Origin of the sequence: Synechococcus sp. KORDI-100, from assembly GCF_000737535.1 — a bacterium.
Taxonomy (GTDB): Bacteria; Cyanobacteriota; Cyanobacteriia; order PCC-6307; family Cyanobiaceae; genus Parasynechococcus.
Window position 1 is genome coordinate 446,850 of sequence record NZ_CP006269.1, and the last position, 17,763, is coordinate 464,612.

Below are 17,763 nucleotides of genomic sequence, written 5' to 3' on the forward strand. Positions count from 1 at the left end.
CACGTGGGCCATGGATCACCTGGCGATCGACCTGCCGGGTGTGTCATCCGACCTCCTGGAGGAGCTGCGTGAGGCGGCCCTCGCCGCCGGATCGGGGCGACTGGCCGTGGTGGGAGGCGTGGTTCGTGATGCTCTGCTGCATCAACGACAGCGCACCACCTGGACCGGCGTCACCGATCTGGATATCGTGGTGGAAGGGGATGCGGCCGCCGTGGCATCCGCGCTGAAGCGACGCTGCGGGTCCAAGCGACTGACGCGCTGCCTTGAACACGCCAGCTTCGCGACGGTGGCGTTGACGCTGGATGGCTTCGCGCTCGATCTGGCGACAGCCCGGGCGGAGACCTATGCAGCTCCCGCTCAGAACCCTGTGGTGCGGCCTGGATCCCTGGAATCCGATCTGGTGCGACGTGATTTCACGATCAATGCCATGGCCCTCGATCTGTTCTCAGGGGAACTGATCGATCGTCATGACGGCCAAACCCATCTGGCGGAACGCCAGTTGGTGTTTCTGCATCCGGCCAGCGTTGCGGATGACCCCACCCGTTTGATCCGTGCCGCCCGCTACGGGGCTCGGCTGGGCTTTGATTTCAGCGCGGACGCCCTGGATCAGGCGCAATCCACGCTCGCCTGCTGGCCCTGGTCATGGCAGCCAGGCGATCCAGCGGATCAGTCTCCCCCTGCACTCTCGACGCGGTTGCGGATGGAACTGGACCGCCTTTTGGACCATGAGCCCTGGCAACAGGGCCTCGATCTTCTCGATCGTTGGGGGGCCTTGTCCCTGATTGATCCGGGTCTGCAGCGCGACCCTCAGCGGTCCAGGCGTCTGCGCTGGGCCCGGCGTTTGGGCGTTCCGCTGCTGCCAGCGCTGCTGACGGCCGCTGATCGGCCGCTGGAAACGGCTCGGAGGTTGCAGCTGTCCGGGGTGCAGCTGACATGGCTTGAACAGCTTCCATGTCTTGGACGCTGGGCTCTCAGCGAAGCGCCGCCCCTGGACGCCTCGCCCTCTGAATGGACCCAGGCTCTGGAAACGGGCGGTTGGTCCCCAGGCACGGTGGCGTTGCTGATTTCGGAGCAACCGGACAACTGGCGACCCCTGCTGCGCTGGTGGGGGCGCTGGCGCCATCGCCGCGCCTCCCTGGCAGCGCGCGATCTGATGGCTGCCGGCTGGGTTCCCGGTCCCGCGCTTGGGGCCGAGCTCCAGCGTCTGCGCATGGTGGAGCTTGATCAGGGTCGATGAGGCATCAGCTGCGTTGGGATCTTCTGCTCGCTGTTGTTGTGGCAGCTGCTTTTGCGTTGCGCTGCCTGCTGCTGATTGATGCCACCGGTCTCTGGAGCGATGAGCTCTACAGCGTCGGGAAAAGCTTTCAGGCGAGTCCTGCCGCCCTGATCGCCATGCTGCGCGAGGACACGCATCCTCCGGCCTATTACGCCCTGCTCTGGCTCTGGGGGCAGCTCCTTGGGCAAAGTCCGCTGACGCTCCGCCTGCTCTCCTGGCTGGCCTACCTGGCCGGCGGACTGGTGATGGTGGCTCAGTCCAGAGCGCTCGGGGGACAGCGGGGGGTCCCCCTGGCTCTGCTGCTGGCGTTCTGCAGTCCCTTCCCCGTTCGGTTCGCGATTGAGGGCAAGAGCTATGCCCTGCTGGTGCTGGTGGTGGCACTGGCCTGGTGGTGGCGCCGGACGGAGCGTCCGCTGCTCTACGGCTGTGCGGTGGCCTTGGCCTCACTCACGCACTTCTATGGCCTGTTTCTGTTTTTGGCGACCGCGTTCTGGGATGGCTGGCGGCGACGCTGGCCCATGACGTTGGCGGCAGCGCTGGCGGTCCTCCCCAGTCTCGGCTGGATTGCCTATGCCTCCTCGTATCTGCTGAGCTCCCGTTCCGGCAGCTGGATCGGTCGGCCCGATTTCGCTCTGCTGGAAGACACATTGGCGCGAGCCATTGGTGTCTGGCCCATTCCCAAGCTGCTGCTGCTGATCCTGCTGCTGTGGCTTCTGCGTCGCCGGGGGTGTCAACGCTCTCAGGCCTGGAGCCATCCTGATCTGCTCGATCGCAGTGGCTTGATCCCTTCCGCCGTGATGACCGGGGCCGTTGTGCTGGTGTCTTTTTTCAAACCCCTGGCCTTCAGTCGTTACTTCGTGGTCGTGTTGCCGGCACTGCTCCCCTGGCTGGTGGTGCAATCGCTCGACTGGAGTCTCGATCGATGCGGACGCTGGCTCGTGAATGCTGGCCTGGTCGTGCTCCTGATCAGCTGGTGGGGGCCTGGCTTCGCTGAGTTGGATCCGCTGAGGTTCGGGGTGAGGGAACAGGACCAATTCCGCGCGGTGAGTCAGCGCGCAGCGGGTTTGGTGGACCGTTATTCACCACGGGCGCGACTACTAAATCTCAGCGACCGGATGGAGTGGTCGATGGGAAGGATTGAGCAGCCTGTCAGCAGCTGGCAGGGGCCACGCCCACTCAGGGCCCGTCTTGCGGACAGCGCGCCTCCAGACGAGCTGTGGCTGGCCACTAGTGGTCCCGAGCGAGCGATGCAAAAGAAGCTCCGGCCCCTTGAGGAGATGGTGGAGCAGGCCGGCTACACCTGTGTCGACGCGGCGGCCGATCTCAGCCATGGGCGGTTGCTGCACTGCCGATCGGAGTCCAGGATCCCCGGGTCATGAGTGTCGTGGCGGCGGCCTGGCTGCAGCTCACAAGGAGCGGTCCGCAGGTTTGGGGATCCACCAGCAGCTCCCGCAGACCATGAGAGCTCTGTCCTGCCAGGGAGACCGTCTTGTCGAGCATCGAGAGTGCCTGCCGATTGGCCGGTGCCAGGGTGCTGGAAAAGCCCCTGGCGAACAGCTCCAGAACGCCGTCGTAAGCCGGTATTGCCGTGGCATCCAAGCTCAGGAGCAGGTCTGATCCAGCCAGCATTTCGCCGAGATGTCCCAGCAGTCCGAAGCCGGTGATGTCGGTGCAGGCGTGGACAGCTTCTCCGAGCTCGACGAGTTGATCGAGCAGGGGATGCTGGCTTTCGCTCATCCTCTCAAGGACCGCATCCAGGTGACGGGGGTCAGCGGCTCCGCTCATGGCCGCTGCAAAGAGCACGCCTGTTCCGAGGGGGCGGCTGAGCAGCAGCACGTCGCCGGCCTGCATGCCCTGTTTGCTCCAGACTCTCGCCGCGACGCCATTGACGCTGAGGCTGACCTGCACTCCAAGACTCTCCGGCAGTGGAGAGGAGTGGCGGGCTTCCAGGGTGTGGCCTCCAACCAGAGCGGCACCCTGCTGTTCCAGGGCTGAGTGGATCCCCGCCAGGGTTTGCCGGAGCAGCTGCTGCTGCTGGGTTGGGTCGGTGGCCGGCACCGTGATCACGGCCATGGCGCTTGTGGAGCGGGCACCGCTGGCCCACAGGTCTGAACAGGCATGCAGGGCCGTCAGTCGGCCATTCAGCCAGGGGTCGCTGACCAGGGCCGGGAAACCGTCGACGCTCTGAAGCATTGGCGGATCCCCGCCAATCGGAGCGGCATCGGCGGGGCTGTGCCCCAGCGTTGCCAGCCCAGCCTCCGCAAGAGCAGCGATCAGAGGTTCAGCTGGCAGTTTGGCGGCACAACCACGGCAGACCATCTGTTGATCGTTGTCGATGGCTGCTCGCTTCATCGATGCCTGCATGGATGGTTTGGGCTGGAAACCGGCCATGAAGCGCCGATCGATCCGTTGTTTCCATTGCCAGAGAAGGGAGCTGGATCCCAGACGCCAGCTCCCCTTGCGACCCCAGGCTCTGGGTTGATCGTTGTGGCTGAGATCGCCGATCAGCTGGAGTGCTGATCGCTGGGGTCGCCATGGCCGCGCCGCTTCGTCCCCGCAGACGGCGTGCAGATTGCGGGCGAGCGGGTGGGCTGCCCGGACTGCCCAGACTCCTGAGGCGGGTCGAGGGTCACTGACCAAGACCGCACAGTCACCGCTGGCAAAGATTTCAGGATGGCCAACAACGTTGAGGCAGGCATCCGTGCACACCCGTCCGTGATCGTCGACGGGCAGTCCGCAGTCCGACAGCCATGGTGGAGCGTCGCTGCCGCTGCAGAGAAGTGTCGGGCCCTTGGCAGGGTCCTCGTCGCTGACCAGCCGGATCTCGGCTGCGGCCATCGCCTGCTGGATGTCTCGACCCAGTTGATGCGGGCGGGTCTGCAGTTCCAGAGGGCGTTGCGGCCAGCGTCGGCGCAGTGCCAGAACCACTTCGATGCCAGCGGGTCCAGCGCCGATGACGCGGAATGGGCTGCCTTGCTCGGCGTCCTGCCGCGTCAGGAACGCCAGCGCCGGCTCCAGGGGTTTGATGGGGACACCGGGAGCGGTTGGCCGTGAAATCGCACCCACATTGAGGCTCAGCAGTCCGTAGGCCAGCGGTGGTCGGTTGACCAGCAGCAGATGCCGGCGACTTGGATCGATGCCGGCGATGTCGGCGCTGATGAAGGCCGCCCCTGCACGATCGCAAAGATGGCGGAGATTGATTTCGACCTCGTCGCGGCGATACAGGCCGGCGATCAATCCCGGAACCATGCCGGAGTAGAGCGCAGTGCTCGAGCGGTTCACCAGGATGAGGGCCCGTTTCGGACGGGTTCGTGGGTGCATGGCCCACCGTTTCAGGAGCAGTGCGTGGCTGTGACCGCCTCCGGCCAGCAACAGAGCTCCCTGGCTGCTCATGCCGCTGAGCGATAGCCGGTCGGATTGGCCTGCTGCCAGGTCCAGCCATCGCGGCACATCTCCAGAAGCGAGTGCTTGGCACGCCAACCCAAGGTCATTTCAGCCTGATCAGGACAGGCTTCCAGCCTTGGGACATCCCCCGGCCGCCGTTCCACCACTTCAAAGGGAATGGTCAGTCCGGTGGCCTGCTCGAAGCCGCGGACCACCTCCAGCACCGACAGCCCCCGGCCTGTTCCGATGTTGAGGGTGAGATGGGTGCATGGGTCCTGTTTCAACAAATGGCTGATGGTTGCGGAGTGGGCTTCGGCGAGGTCCATCACATGCAGATAGTCGCGGATGCCTGTTCCATCGGGTGTCGGGTAGTCCGAACCGAAGATGCGCAGGTGCGAGCGTCTCCCGGCCGCCACCTGGGTGATGAACGGGAACAGATTGTTGGGGATTCCAAGGGGGTCTTCTCCGATCCGCCCGCTGGGATGGGCCCCCACGGGATTGAAATATCGAAGGCTGGCGACGCGCCAGTTCTTCTGACGGCAGAGTGCCTGCAGCATTTGCTCTACTGCAACCTTGGTCTGGGCGTAGGGGTGGATCGGGGCGGTGGGGGAGTCCTCCCGGAGCGGGAACTGTTCCGGTTCTCCGTAGACCGTGGCGGTGCTGCTGAAGACCAGGGTGCGGCAGCTGCGCTGTTCCATCGCGGCGGCCAGCACGCGACTTCCATTGAGATTCACATCCCAGTAGAGCAATGGGTTGGCCACCGACTCGCCGACGGCTTTGAGCCCGGCGAAATGAATCACGCCGTCGATGGGGCCGCGGCATCGAAAGGCCTGGTTGACCGTTTCTGCATTGCGGATGTCCCCCTTCAGCACATGCAACGCCTGGCTGCCGCTGAGTTCCCTCACCCGCTCAGACGCTACAGGGCTGCTGTTGTCGAAGCTGTCCAGGACCACCAGCTCGTAGCCCTGTTCGAGCAGGACCACACAGGTATGGCTGCCGATGAAACCGGCTCCGCCGGTGATCAGCAGACGGTTGGCCATCAAATGGGTGGTCCGGAACGACATGATTCTGGAGTAGGCCTTCAAATCGCCTGTCACTGCTGGAGTTCATCCCTAAGGTTCGAGAGTTGATGGTTCTGACGTGGAGAGTGGATCAGCGGTTGCTGAGCTGAAGCGTTTGATTGGCTCTGATGGCAGAGCCCTTCTGCAAAGGTTCAATTTGCTGCGCCCGCTTGTTGAACAGATGCTGATCGTCGAGGCCGTCTCGCAGACTCCTGTGGACGACGACTCCCTGCTTCGTGCCCGCCAGGGTCTGCTTGAGCGACGGGGTTACGAGACGATGGAGGAGTGGCCATCACTGCTCGAGGAGCTGGGTCGTCCGGAGCAGGCGGTGCTGGATCAGTTGAAGCGGGGCATTCAGCAGCGGGCCACGGCCAGGGATCGATTTGCTGTGAAGGCGGAAGCGCGTTTCCTCGAGCGGAAAAATGAGCTGGATCAGGTGGTGTACAGCCTGTTGCGTCTGGAGAACCGCTTTCTCGCCAGGGAGTTGTATCTCCAGATCGAGTCCGGCGAATCCAACTTCGCTGATCTGGCCAAGCGCTACGCCGAAGGTCCGGAGCGCAACACCAACGGAATCGTTGGCCCTGTTCCGCTCACCCAGGCCCATCCGTCGCTGGTTGAAAAGTTGAGGGTGTCCCAGCCGGGTGTGTTGCTCGAACCGTTCCGTATCTCCGACTGGTGGCTTGTGGTGCGTTTGGAGCGCTATTCCCCAGCCACCTTCACCGATGAGATTTCTGACCGAATGTGCCGGGAAATGTTTGATGAGTGGATCAACGAGCAGACCATAACTACGTTGAGCCAACTGAACGGGAACGTTGACGCCACTACCCAGTCATGACGACGTCACCTCCGTTTCCCCTGCTCAAGCATCCGGCCTTCAAGGGTCTGAGTGATGCCGGTGCATCACGCTTGCGCCAGGGCACCAAGGTGCTACGGTTTGAACTCGGGCAGCAACTGGTTGAGCCGGACGACATCCCAGCCAGGGTGTTGGTGGTGCTTCAGGGCCAGGCACGCCTTGTCGGACGCCACAACGGTCGGCTGACCACCGTCGGCAAATTCGGCCCCGGCAGTGTTCTGGGAGCGGCCAGCCTCTTGATGGGGCAACCCTGTGAAAACATCGTCGCTTCCCAGGAGGTGGTGGCCTGTTCCATCAGTGATGAGCTCTGGAGTGATCTGTACAGCTCGGAAACGGCCTTCCAGACGTGGTGTAATCGTCAGATCTGGCCCCAGGAACTGCTGCAGCTCCTGGAGATTCTCGCCGAACGTTCCGCCAGTGTTGAGGACACGGCGCTTGAGCTGCTTGAGGATGGTCTGAAACTGTCCAAGCGTTGTGCGGCGGAGGCTGCTGCGATCGATGCGGCCCTCGCCGAGGGGCAGCGGCTCTTTCTCTCCTCCCACTGGGGTGCTGATGAGATCGGCAAGGCTGTCCATTCCATCAGTGACCTTGAATCCAGCGGGCGCTTCCGTCCACGTCTTGTCGGGTTGCCCGAAGACTTTGAGCAACGCCTGTCGCAGACGCTCGCTCCTGCCGATCAGGAGACGGACGGGGACAGCATCGGTGGTGACCTGATTCCTTTCGAGGATTCCGAGGCGGGAGAAACGCTGCCTCCGGTCAGTCGCTATAGCCCGGAACGCAATGTGGTCGACAGCCTGCGCTTGATTCGCGCGGATGGGCCCCTGCAGGAGACCCTGGCCTGTTTCCAGATGCTGGCGCAGCTGATGAAGCTGCCATTCCGGCGGGATTCGATCGAAAAGGTTCTCCAGGACAACCTGCGCCGAGGACTGACTCCCAACCTTCAGCTTTGCGGCCAGCTGGCGGCCAGCCTTGGGCTGCACGTGATGGCTGCGCGGGTGCCCGCTGCTGCCGGAACACGCCTCCAGGTTCCATCGCTGGTGCCCTGGAACAACGGATTCGCTCTCGTGGTGGCTAGCCATGAAGGGGCTCTGAAGCTGGCCTCCCCGAAGCATGGGATGGTCACGCTGCTACCGGACGACCTCGAGGAGAACTTCCCTGAAGGGATCGAATTGCTCTTGATGGAGCGATCCAATGCAACACCGGATCAGAAGTTCGGGCCCGGCTGGTTCTGGCCGGCGCTGAAGCGTTACCGGGGTGTGCTGATCCAGGTGTTGGCGGCCAGTTTTGTCGTCCAGCTGTTCACGCTGGCCAACCCTCTGCTGATTCAGGTGATCATCGACAAGGTGATCAGCCAGCGAAGCCTCGACACCCTACAGGTGCTCGGGATCGCTCTCGTGGTGGTGACGATCCTTGAAGGTGTGCTCGGCAGCCTCAAGACTTTTTTGTTTGCGGAAACCACGAACCGTATCGATCAGCGGTTGGGTGCGGAAGTGATCGATCATCTGCTGCGCCTGCCGCTCGGATACTTCGATCGTCGACCGGTCGGTGAACTGGGGACCCGTGTCGCTGAGCTTGAGAAGATCCGCAACTTCCTCACAGGCCAGGCTCTCACCACGATTCTGGATGCCGCCTTTTCGTTGATCTACATCGCCGTGATGGTGGTCTACAGCTGGCTGCTGACGCTGATTGCCCTGTCCGTGCTGCCGATTCAGATCGGTCTCACGCTGCTGGGGGCGCCGTTGTTCCGACGGCAGTTCCGGGCTGCTGCTGAAGAAAACGCCAAGACCCAGAGCCACCTCGTGGAGGTGCTCACCGGCATTCAGACGGTGAAGGCTCAGAACGTCGAGATGGTGAGTCGTTGGCGGTGGCAGGAGTTTTATTCCCAGTACATCGCCCGCACCTTCGAAAAAACGATCACCGGGACGGCGCTGAACCAGACCAGTCAGGTTCTTCAGAAGATCTCCCAGCTGATGGTGCTCTGGATCGGCGCCTCGATGGTGCTCAGCGGTGATCTGACCCTCGGCCAGTTGATCGCATTCCGGATCATCTCCGGATACGTGACGCAACCACTGCTGAGGTTGTCGACGATCTGGCAGAACATCCAGGAGCTGCGAGTCAGCTTCGAGCGCCTCGCCGATGTGATTGACACGCCCGAGGAATCGGATGAGGTCGACAAGTCGAAGGTGATGCTGCCTCCTCTGCAAGGCCAGGTTCGCTTCGAAGATCTGTCCTTCCGTTTCCGCCCCGGTCAGCCGGAGGTTCTCAAGGATGTGAATCTGGAAGTCCCGTCAGGAACCTTTGTCGGCATCGTCGGCCAGAGCGGCAGCGGCAAAAGCACGTTGATGAAACTCCTGCCGCGCCTCTATGACCCTGGCGAGGGGCGCATCCTCATTGACGGCTACGACATCGGCAAGGTGGAGCTCTACTCGCTGCGCCGTCAGATCGGGATCGTTCCCCAGGATCCCTTGTTGTTCAGCGGCACCGTGAGTGAGAACATCGCTCTGACGAATCCAGAGGCGTCCAGCGAGGAGATCGTCCGGGCGGCCCGACTGGCCAATGCCCACGACTTCATCATGGATCTGACAAGCGGCTACAGCACTCCGGTCGGTGAACGGGGTGCTGCTCTGAGTGGCGGTCAGCGTCAGCGGGTCGCCATCGCCAGAACCCTGCTGAGCAATCCGAAACTGCTTGTGATGGATGAGGCAACAAGCGCTCTCGACTACGAAACCGAGCGCAAGGTCTGCGACAACCTGCTTGAAAATCTGAACGATCGCACGGTTTTCTTCATCACCCACCGTCTGTCCACCATCCGCAACGCAGACATGATCGTGATGCTCGACAAGGGCGCCATCGTCGAAGTCGGCACCCATGACGATCTGATGAACCATCGCGGGCGTTACTACGCCCTCTATCGCCAACAGGGGGACGCCTGACCATGAAGTTGAATCCCTTCAAGCGTTTTCGGGGCGGTTCCCTGGCACAGCAGCCGGAGGTTGAGGACGTCACTGGTTCGACCGTTTCAATCACCAAGTACGACGAGTCCGTTCTGCAGCAGAGCCGTTTCTGGATGCGGACGGTCACCTGGACCCTGATCGGCACCACGGTCTTCGGTGTGGCCTGGCTGGCACTGGCCCGCACGGAGGAAATCGTCGTGGCGACTGGGAAGCTCGAGCCGATTGGCTCAGTGAAAAAGATTCAGATGCCTGTCGGCGGTGTTGTCCAGCAGATCCTGGTGAAGGACGGCCAGGAGGTTCAGGCTGGCCAGGTGTTGATCAAGCTGGATACGGAGACCAGCAACGAGCAGAAAATCTCATTCGAAACCCAGCTCAAGGCCATTGAAGAAACCCTGGCCCTCAAGCAACAGGAGCTGAAGCTCGAGTTTCTGGAGCTTGATCTCAAGAAAACGGAGCTGGCCCGCACGATTGAGATGACCCAGGAAGAGGTGTCCATGCTGAAGAACAAACTCCAGCTGGATTCGGAGATTCTCACGAGGTACGAAAAGTTGGCGTTGGAAGGAGCTGAATCAGAGCTTCAGTTTCTGAGTCAGAAGAACAGGGTGGAAGAAACCAGGGGCAACTTGATGCAGAGTGAGCTTGATCAACAACGCCAGACAGCGGTTCTGAACCAGGGCATTCAGCAGCTGGAACAGAACATCAATCAACTGCAGCAATCGGTGCAACAGCTCAAGCTTCAGCAGGCGGATCTGAAGGCGAAGCTCACCGAGGCCACCGTGACGCTTCGTTATCAGGAGCTGAAGTCACCTGTTCGTGGCCTGGTCTTTGACATGCAGCCCACCTCCCCCGGTTACACGGCGCAGAGCACCGAAACCGTGATGAAGATTGTTCCGTACCGCCAGGATGGGCCCGGAGGCCAGGAAGACTATGGGGCCCTGGAGGCCAGGGTTGAGGTCCCCAGCAACAAGATCGGTTTTGTGCGCACCGGGATGGAGTCGGACATCAGCATTGACTCCTATCCATCAACTGACTTCGGCGTTCTTCAAGGTGAAGTGAGCAAGGTTGGCTCTGATTCCCTGCCTCCTGACCCTCAGGAGCAACGTCAGGAGCTGGCCTTTCCAGTCACGATCGCGTTGGCCAGCCAGCAGTTGAAGCTGAAAAGCGGGGCTGATCTACGGCTTGGTGTGGGCATGAGTCTCACGGCCAACATCAAGTTGCGTAAGGTCTCCTATCTGCAGCTTCTGCTGGGTGAGTTCCAGGACAAGGCTGAGTCTTTGCAGAGACTCTGAGGTTGATGCGGATTCTGTTCATCCACCAGAACTTTCCTGGTCAATATCTGCATATTGTTCAGAGACTGGCTCGGTTTGGTGGGCATCAATTAGTTGCGCTTGGTGTTAATGAGCTGGATAAGCATCGACCTCTTCCTGAGGAATTAAATTACTTCCGCTATAAACTTGACCGAGGGAATACACGTGGAATCCATCCCTTGGTGATGGAAACTGAAACCAAAGTGATTCGTGCTGAAGGTTGTACGAGAGCAGCGGAACAGCTTCAAAAAAAGGGATTTAATCCAGATGTCATTTTGGCTCATCCTGGCTGGGGTGAGCCACTTTTCCTGAGGACGATTTGGCCCAATTCTCCATTGCTTTGCTATCAGGAATTCTTTTACAACGAACATGGGTTCGATTCCAATTTTGATCCGGAATTCCACGAAGAGAGGTCGTGGTATGCCCAGTCGAAGTTGATTATGAAAAATGCCTATCTACACCTGGCCCTGGAGCAATCCACGTGGAATGTTTCCCCGACACATTTTCAGGCCAGCAGTTTTCCTTCGTTCTGGCGCCAGCGCATCAGCGTGATCCACGACGGAGTGGATACCGAACGGGCCAAGCCGGATCCCAGCCCGGATCCCCTGACCCTGCCGGATGGGACTGTTCTGGAGACGGGGCAGCCGGTCGTCACGTTCGTCAACCGCCGCCTTGAGCCCTACCGGGGCTGTCACACCTTCATCAGAGCGATTCCTCTTCTTCAGGAGCAATGCCCGGAGGCCCGCATCGTGATCGTTGGCGACACCAAGGGGGTGAGCTACGGCGCTGCCTGCGACGAGGGCGAATGGGGGGACCGTTTTCTGGCTGAAATCGATGGCCGCTATGACCCCTCCAAAGTTTGTTTCACCGGCACACTCCCCTACGAGAGCTTCATCCCCCTGCTGCAGTTGAGTGCTTGCCACGTGTATCTCACCTATCCCTTCGTGATGAGTTGGAGTCTTCTCGAAGCGATGGCCTGCGGTTGCGCCGTTGTGGGCTCCGATACGGCTCCAGTGCGTGAGGCAATCCGCCATGGGCACAACGGTTTGCTGGTTGATTTCTTCTCACCCGGAGACCTCGCAACCGCTGTGACCGAGTTGCTCAACGATCGAGAGCGTGCCCGTGTCTTTGGCGAGGCTGCACGACAGACGGTTCAGCAGACCTATGAGCTGAATGCCTGCGTGTCTCGCCATCTGGCCCTGATCAATCTGGTGGCCAGCGGTTCGATCGGAGCCTGAAGCGGCAAACTGGAGCGCTGATTGCGATCGTCCGTCTTGACGCAACTGAAGAGCCTCCGGGGCATGGTGGATCTTCTGCCGGACGCTCTGCAGCGATGGCAAGCGGTTGAGGCTGTTGCACGGGAGCATTTTCGTCGCTCCGGTTTCGGTGAAATCCGGACGCCAATGCTGGAGACCACGGAGTTGTTCTGCCGCGGCATCGGAGAGGCCACCGATGTTGTCGGCAAGGAGATGTACACGTTTCAGGATCGTGGAGATCGCTCCTGCACCCTGCGGCCGGAGGGCACGGCTTCCGTTGTTCGAGCTGCGCTCGAGCATGGTCTGTTGAGCCAGGGCCCCCAGCGGCTCTGGTACTGCGGCCCCATGTTTCGCTACGAGCGTCCGCAGGCCGGACGTCAACGCCAGTTTCATCAGATCGGGGTTGAGTGGTTGGGGGCTGCCAGCCCTCGCAGTGATGTCGAGGTGATTGCCCTGGCCTGGGATCTGCTTGCTCAGCTGGGTGTTGGCGGCCTTGAGCTCGAGCTCAACAGCCTCGGCTCCGTGGAGGATCGACAGGCTTATCGGTCAGCGCTGGTGGGTTGGTTGCAGGATCGTCGCGATGCTCTGGACGACGATTCCAGGTCGCGTCTGGAGAGCAATCCGCTGCGGATTCTGGATTCCAAGAATCTCGATACCCAGGGGTTACTGGAGTCGGCCCCGCGGTTGATTGACGCTCTTGGATCCGAAAGTCGTGAGCGATTTGAGCATGTGCAGCAGGGACTTCAGGCCCTCGGCATCCCCTTTCGCCTGAATCCGCGCCTGGTGCGTGGCCTCGACTACTACGGGCACACCGCCTTCGAGATCACCAGTGACCAGCTCGGTGCGCAAGCCACGGTCTGCGGTGGTGGTCGGTACAACGGTTTGGTGGAGCAGCTGGGGGGGCCTGCAACCCCTGCCATTGGCTGGGCCCTGGGATTGGAACGGCTCATCCTGGTCCTTGAGTCGGCGGCTTCCCAGGATCCCGGTGGCCTGGCCGCCAGGCTCACGGCATCGCAAGTGCCGGATCTTTTCGTGGTGAATCGGGGAGAGCAGGCTGAGGCGGCAGCTTTGGGTCTGGTCAGATCCCTGCGACTGGCTGGATTGTCAGTGGACTTGGATGGCAGTGGCGCGGGCTTCGCCAAGCAGTTCAAGCGGGCAGATCGCAGCGGAGCCCGTTGGGTTCTGGTGCTGGGCGATGACGAGGCCTGCCGTGGTGAGGTTCGCCTCAAGCCACTGCAGACGGAGGGTGAGGAACGTTGCTTGCCTTTAGGAGACCATCGTGCTGTGGTCCAGGCTCTGATGGATCCCTAGAGATCAGGTCATCCACCGGATCATGCGTGGTACTTTTTTGAAAATTTCCGGAAGTTTTTGATCAATCTGGTGACGGGTGGAGCCGGTTTCGTCGGTTCCCATTTGATTGATCGCCTGATGCAGGCCGGCGAGGAAGTGATCTGTCTTGATAACTATTTCACAGGCCGTAAGAAGAATATTTCCCAGTGGATGGCTCATCCACGCTTTGAATTGATCCGCCACGATGTGACTGATCCCATTCGGCTCGAATGTGATCGCATCTGGCATCTTGCCTGCCCTGCGTCACCGGTTCACTATCAGTTCAATCCAATCAAGACGGCGAAAACAAGTTTCCTCGGTACCTACAACATGTTGGGTCTTGCCAGACGGGTTGGTGCCCGCTTGCTTCTTGCAAGTACCAGCGAAGTGTATGGCGATCCTGAAATTCATCCCCAGCCAGAAAGTTATCGAGGTTGTGTGAATACGATCGGACTACGCAGTTGTTATGACGAGGGAAAGCGGATCGCAGAGACACTTTGTTTCGACTACCAGCGGATGCATGGCACTGAAATTCGTGTCATGCGGATCTTCAATACCTATGGACCTCGCATGCTCCCTGACGATGGCCGGGTGGTGAGCAATTTCATCGTTCAAGCACTCAAGGGAGAGCCTCTGACGTTGTACGGAGATGGCAGTCAAACGCGCTCGTTCTGCTACGTGAGCGACCTCGTCGAGGGAATGATCCGCCTGATGAAGGGCTCCCACACCGGTCCGATGAATATCGGTAATCCAGGAGAGTTCACGATCCGGCAGCTGGCGGAGTTGATCCGCGATCGCGTGAACTCGGATCTTCCACTGATTGAAAAGCCCTTGCCAGCGGATGATCCGTTGCAGCGCCAGCCGGTGATTGACCTTGCCCGTCGTGAACTTGACTGGCAGCCGACTGTTTCTCTGGAGCAGGGACTGGGCCCGACGATCGAATGGTTCCGTAAGGTCCTCTCCGTTCAGAACGACGTGGACTCCGGAGTGACGGCATGACGATTCGGCGGATCTGCTGCATTGGAGCCGGTTACGTCGGTGGACCGACCATGGCCGTGATTGCCGATCGTTGTCCTGATGTCCAGGTCATCGTGGTGGACCTCAATGATCAGCGCATCGCGGCCTGGAATGACGCGGACCTCGGTCGTTTGCCTGTCTATGAGCCTGGCCTCGATGCGGTGGTGGGTCGTGCCCGTGGGCGCAACCTTTTCTTTTCCACGGACGTGGATGGGGCGATTGGGGAGGCGGACATGGTGTTCATCTCCGTCAACACACCCACCAAGGTGAAGGGTTTAGGGGCAGGCCAGGCCAGTGATCTGCGCTGGGTTGAGGCTTGTGCCCGTCAGGTGGCCAAGGCAGCCACAGGCCACACGATCGTCGTGGAAAAGAGCACATTGCCGGTCCGCACCGCCGAAGCCATCAAAACAATTCTGGAAGCGGCTCAGGATCCACCTGGCAACGGTGATGTGCCGCGCACCTTCTCCGTACTCTCCAATCCCGAGTTCCTGGCCGAGGGCACAGCGATCAGGGATCTTGAGACGCCGGATCGGGTCTTGATCGGCGGGGAGGACGAACGATCCATCCAGTCCTTGGCAGCGGTCTATGGGCAATGGGTTCCGGACGATCGCATTCTGCGCACCAATCTCTGGAGCAGTGAACTCTCCAAACTCACCGCCAACGCCTTTCTGGCCCAGCGGATCAGCTCGATCAATTCGGTGGCAGCCCTCTGTGAGTCCACTGGTGCTGATGTGCGGGAGGTTGCGCGCGCCATCGGTACGGACAGTCGCATTGGTCCGAAATTTCTTCAGTCCGGTCCGGGATTTGGGGGGAGTTGTTTCCAGAAGGACATCCTCAACCTGGTGTATCTCTGCCGCCATTTCGGACTGCCTGAAGTCGCTGATTACTGGGAAAGCGTGGTCCATCTCAATACCTGGCAGCAGCACCGGATCTCGCGTTTGGTCGTTCAGCGGTTGTTCGGCACGGTGACCGGAAAGCGCTTGGCGATTCTGGGTTTCGCTTTCAAAGCGGATACGAATGACACTCGCGAGGCGCCTGCCATTCGAATTTCCCGCGATCTTCTTGAGGAAGGTGCGCAGCTGGCGATCCATGATCCCAAGGTGGAACCCTCTCAGATTTCCCGCGATCTTCGACTCGAATCGGTGGTGCCCGATCCAGAGACGGGAACCACATCCCAGGCCTTGAGTGGCCAGGGAAGCTGGTGGACCGCTGGAAGTGTCGAACAGGCCGTGGCTGGGGCCGATGCGGTGCTGATCCTCACCGAGTGGACTCTCTACCGCCATCTGGACTGGAAGGATCTGGCCCAACGCATGCGGCGTCCCGCCTGGGTCTTTGATGCCCGTTCCGTTGTCGATCGGGCTGAGGTTCAGTCCGCCGGGCTGACCTACTGGCGCGTGGGTGACGGCGCTCAGTGAGCCGTACGGTTGTCGTCACCGGAGCCGCTGGCTTCATTGGGGCTGCCTTGACGCAACGACTGCTTCAGCAGGGCGATCGCGTTGTTGGTCTTGACAACCTCAACAGTTATTACGACCCCTCGCTGAAACAGGCACGACTGGATCAGATCCAGGCGATGGCTTCGGAGCAATCCTGGCGATTTGAGTCCATGGCCCTTGAGGAGGGCGAGGCCCTGATGGCGTTGTTCGCTGAGGAGTCACCGCAGGTGGTCGTGAATCTGGCGGCTCAGGCGGGTGTTCGCTACTCGCTTGAGAACCCAGCCGCTTACATCCAGAGCAACCTTGTCGGTTTCGGGCACGTTCTTGAAGGGTGCCGCCACCATGGCGTGCGGCACTTGGTGTACGCCTCAAGCAGTTCGGTGTACGGGGGCAACCGCAATCTCCCGTTTCATGAGCGGCAGCCCGTGAATCATCCCGTCAGTCTTTACGCGGCCAGCAAAAAGGCCAATGAACTGATGGCGCACACCTACAGCCACCTTTATGGCTTGCCGGCCACCGGTCTGCGCTTCTTCACGGTGTATGGCCCATGGGGACGCCCGGATATGGCGCCGATGTTGTTCGCACGGGCCATCCTCGCCGGCGAGCCGATCAAGGTGTTCAATCACGGTCGGATGCAGCGGGACTTCACCTATATCGACGACATCGTGGAGGGGGTGCTTCGCTGCTGCGACAAACCCGCAACCGCCGACCCCCTGTTTGATCCGCTGAATCCCGACCCGGCAACAGCTGCAGCTCCCCATCGGGTGTTCAACATCGGCAACAGCCAACCAACTCCCCTGCTGCGATTCATTGAAGTGATGGAAAAGGCGTTGGGGCGTGAGGCGATCAAGACCTTTCAGCCCATGCAGCCAGGGGATGTGGTGGCGACGGCCGCCGATACACAGGCGCTGGAGGACTGGGTGGGCTTCCGACCATCAACATCGATTGAGGTTGGCGTTGCGCGTTTTGCTCGCTGGTATCGGGACTTTTATGCGGTCTGATCGATGGTTCATTAATCGGTGATCGGCAACCTCGGCGCGCAAACCTTCCGTCATTGCATAAAAAAATCGGCCCCATGGCCGATTTGGAAACCATGAGCTGATTGTCAACCGACCATCAGCCAATCGAACAAATGTGATCGAGCTCTGATCAGGCCGAACCGACACCGGTGTAGGAGCCGTAGAAGAACAGGCCAACCACAAACAGAACGGCCATTCCACCTGCTGTAGCGACAAGCCACAGAGGAAGAACGCCTTCGGTCCAGCGGGAGCGCCATGGAACAGCAGGGCGACCATCCGGTAAACGATCAGGGATGCGACCGTCGGGGAAGGGAGATTTCTTTCCGCTCATGAACTCAGACCTCAGTTAAAGAAGTAGCTGGAGAACAGAACTCCGGTTGTGAACACAAAAAGCAGCCCCAGGAAGAGACTTGTGCGGTTCAGCTCAACCGGAAGATTGTTCGGGTTGGGATTGCGTTCCATTGGTGTGGATCAGCGTCGGATGAACTGCATCGCGGCGAGGGCGCCGAGGAAGAAGACCGTTGGAACACCAAGGGTGTGTACGGCAAGCCAGCGCACCGTGAAAATCGGGTAGTTGCGCGGCGTGGTGGACATGGGGGCCTGTGTCATGGCTTATTTCAAGCGAACATCAAGTTGAGATTTGCCCTCATAACGCTGGCTCACAACAGGAGCCTTGCTTTCAGTCGCCTGGAAGTAAGCGTCAGGACGAGGAGTGCCGAATGCGTCATAGGCAAGGCCCGTGGACACAAACAGGAATCCAGCCAAAAAAATTGCCGGAAGAGTCACGGCGTGAATCACCCAGTAGCGGATGCTCGTGATGATTTCGAAGAACGGGCGTTCTCCTGTAGAGCCTGCAGCCATGGCCTCGGGCGTA

At 60.5% G+C, this 17,763-nt stretch carries 17 protein-coding genes; 10 read left to right on the top strand and 7 right to left on the bottom strand.

Going from position 1 to position 17,763, the window contains the following annotated elements; genetic code table 11:
* Positions 1–10: 10 nt before the first annotated feature.
* Together KR100_RS02125 and KR100_RS02130 are read left to right on the top strand one after the other, a co-directional pair.
* Positions 11–1,237, top strand: coding sequence for a CCA tRNA nucleotidyltransferase (locus KR100_RS02125; protein WP_038542821.1), 1,227 nt, complete (start codon positions 11–13; stop codon positions 1,235–1,237).
* On the top strand, positions 1,234–2,655 hold the full coding sequence (locus tag KR100_RS02130; protein ID WP_038542823.1) for a hypothetical protein: 1,422 nt from the start codon (positions 1,234–1,236) through the stop codon (positions 2,653–2,655). The genes KR100_RS02125 and KR100_RS02130 overlap by 4 nt, the downstream gene beginning before the upstream one ends.
* On the opposite strand, the gene selD is transcribed toward KR100_RS02130, so the two are convergent.
* Entirely contained in the window at positions 2,600–4,726 is a 2,127-nt protein-coding gene (selD, locus tag KR100_RS02135; protein WP_369793817.1) for a selenide, water dikinase SelD, read from the bottom strand. The two genes, KR100_RS02130 and selD, sit on opposite strands and share 56 nt — an antisense overlap.
* Entirely contained in the window at positions 4,666–5,700 is a 1,035-nt protein-coding gene (gene galE / locus KR100_RS02140) for a UDP-glucose 4-epimerase GalE (RefSeq protein ID WP_038547670.1), read from the bottom strand. Before galE ends, selD begins: the two co-directional genes overlap by 61 nt.
* Positions 5,701–5,902: 202 nt before the next feature.
* On the opposite strand from galE, the gene KR100_RS02145 reads away from it, so the two are divergent.
* The 5 genes from KR100_RS02145 to hisS are packed head-to-tail and all read left to right on the top strand — an operon-like array spanning position 5,903 to position 13,402.
* Positions 5,903–6,556 carry a peptidylprolyl isomerase gene (locus KR100_RS02145; protein WP_369793818.1) on the top strand — a complete coding sequence of 218 codons (654 nt, stop codon included), beginning with the start codon at positions 5,903–5,905 and terminating at the stop codon, positions 6,554–6,556.
* Positions 6,553–9,507 carry a type I secretion system permease/ATPase gene (locus tag KR100_RS02150; protein WP_038542830.1) on the top strand — a complete coding sequence of 985 codons (2,955 nt, stop codon included), beginning with the start codon at positions 6,553–6,555 and terminating at the stop codon, positions 9,505–9,507. Before KR100_RS02145 ends, KR100_RS02150 begins: the two co-directional genes overlap by 4 nt.
* A 2-nt stretch (positions 9,508–9,509) precedes the next feature.
* Positions 9,510–10,817 carry an HlyD family efflux transporter periplasmic adaptor subunit gene (locus KR100_RS02155; protein WP_038542832.1) on the top strand — a complete coding sequence of 436 codons (1,308 nt, stop codon included), beginning with the start codon at positions 9,510–9,512 and terminating at the stop codon, positions 10,815–10,817.
* Positions 10,818–10,822: 5 nt separating this feature from the next.
* On the top strand, positions 10,823–12,073 hold the full coding sequence (locus tag KR100_RS02160; protein ID WP_038542834.1) for a glycosyltransferase family 4 protein: 1,251 nt from the start codon (positions 10,823–10,825) through the stop codon (positions 12,071–12,073).
* A gap of 36 nt (positions 12,074–12,109) precedes the next feature.
* Positions 12,110–13,402, top strand: a complete 1,293-nt coding sequence (gene hisS, locus KR100_RS02165; RefSeq protein WP_038542836.1) for a histidine--tRNA ligase — start codon at positions 12,110–12,112, stop codon at positions 13,400–13,402.
* Between the two features lie 3 nt (positions 13,403–13,405).
* Here hisS and KR100_RS16665 read toward each other — a convergent pair whose 3' ends face one another.
* Complete coding sequence (locus tag KR100_RS16665; RefSeq protein WP_239420472.1) at positions 13,406–13,624, bottom strand: hypothetical protein; 219 nt, start codon at positions 13,622–13,624, stop codon at positions 13,406–13,408.
* Between KR100_RS16665 and KR100_RS02170 the strand changes: the two genes are divergently transcribed.
* The 3 genes from KR100_RS02170 to KR100_RS02180 are packed head-to-tail and all read left to right on the top strand — an operon-like array spanning position 13,520 to position 16,871.
* Entirely contained in the window at positions 13,520–14,419 is a 900-nt protein-coding gene (locus KR100_RS02170) for a UDP-glucuronic acid decarboxylase family protein (RefSeq protein ID WP_239420434.1), read from the top strand. The genes KR100_RS16665 and KR100_RS02170 overlap by 105 nt on opposite strands.
* Positions 14,416–15,852, top strand: coding sequence for a nucleotide sugar dehydrogenase (locus KR100_RS02175; protein WP_038542840.1), 1,437 nt, complete (start codon positions 14,416–14,418; stop codon positions 15,850–15,852). The genes KR100_RS02170 and KR100_RS02175 overlap by 4 nt, the downstream gene beginning before the upstream one ends.
* The gene (locus tag KR100_RS02180; protein WP_038542842.1) at positions 15,849–16,871 is read left to right on the top strand and encodes an NAD-dependent epimerase; all 1,023 of its coding nucleotides are present in this window, start codon (positions 15,849–15,851) and stop codon (positions 16,869–16,871) included. The genes KR100_RS02175 and KR100_RS02180 overlap by 4 nt, the downstream gene beginning before the upstream one ends.
* 148 nt (positions 16,872–17,019) lie before the next feature.
* On the opposite strand, the gene KR100_RS02185 is transcribed toward KR100_RS02180, so the two are convergent.
* From KR100_RS02185 to psbE, 4 genes are read right to left on the bottom strand one after another with little or no spacing between them, the layout of a single operon-like run.
* The gene (locus KR100_RS02185) at positions 17,020–17,220 is read right to left on the bottom strand and encodes a photosystem II reaction center protein J (protein ID WP_028953441.1); all 201 of its coding nucleotides are present in this window, start codon (positions 17,218–17,220) and stop codon (positions 17,020–17,022) included.
* A gap of 11 nt (positions 17,221–17,231) precedes the next feature.
* Positions 17,232–17,351, bottom strand: coding sequence for a photosystem II reaction center protein L (locus tag KR100_RS02190; RefSeq protein ID WP_028953442.1), 120 nt, complete (start codon positions 17,349–17,351; stop codon positions 17,232–17,234).
* Between the two features lie 9 nt (positions 17,352–17,360).
* Positions 17,361–17,498, bottom strand: a complete 138-nt coding sequence (gene psbF, locus KR100_RS02195; RefSeq protein WP_028953443.1) for a cytochrome b559 subunit beta — start codon at positions 17,496–17,498, stop codon at positions 17,361–17,363.
* A gap of 3 nt (positions 17,499–17,501) precedes the next feature.
* Positions 17,502–17,750: a cytochrome b559 subunit alpha gene (gene psbE, locus KR100_RS02200; protein WP_038542845.1), complete on the bottom strand. Its 249-nt coding sequence runs from the start codon at positions 17,748–17,750 to the stop codon at positions 17,502–17,504.
* Positions 17,751–17,763: the final 13 nt, after the last annotated feature.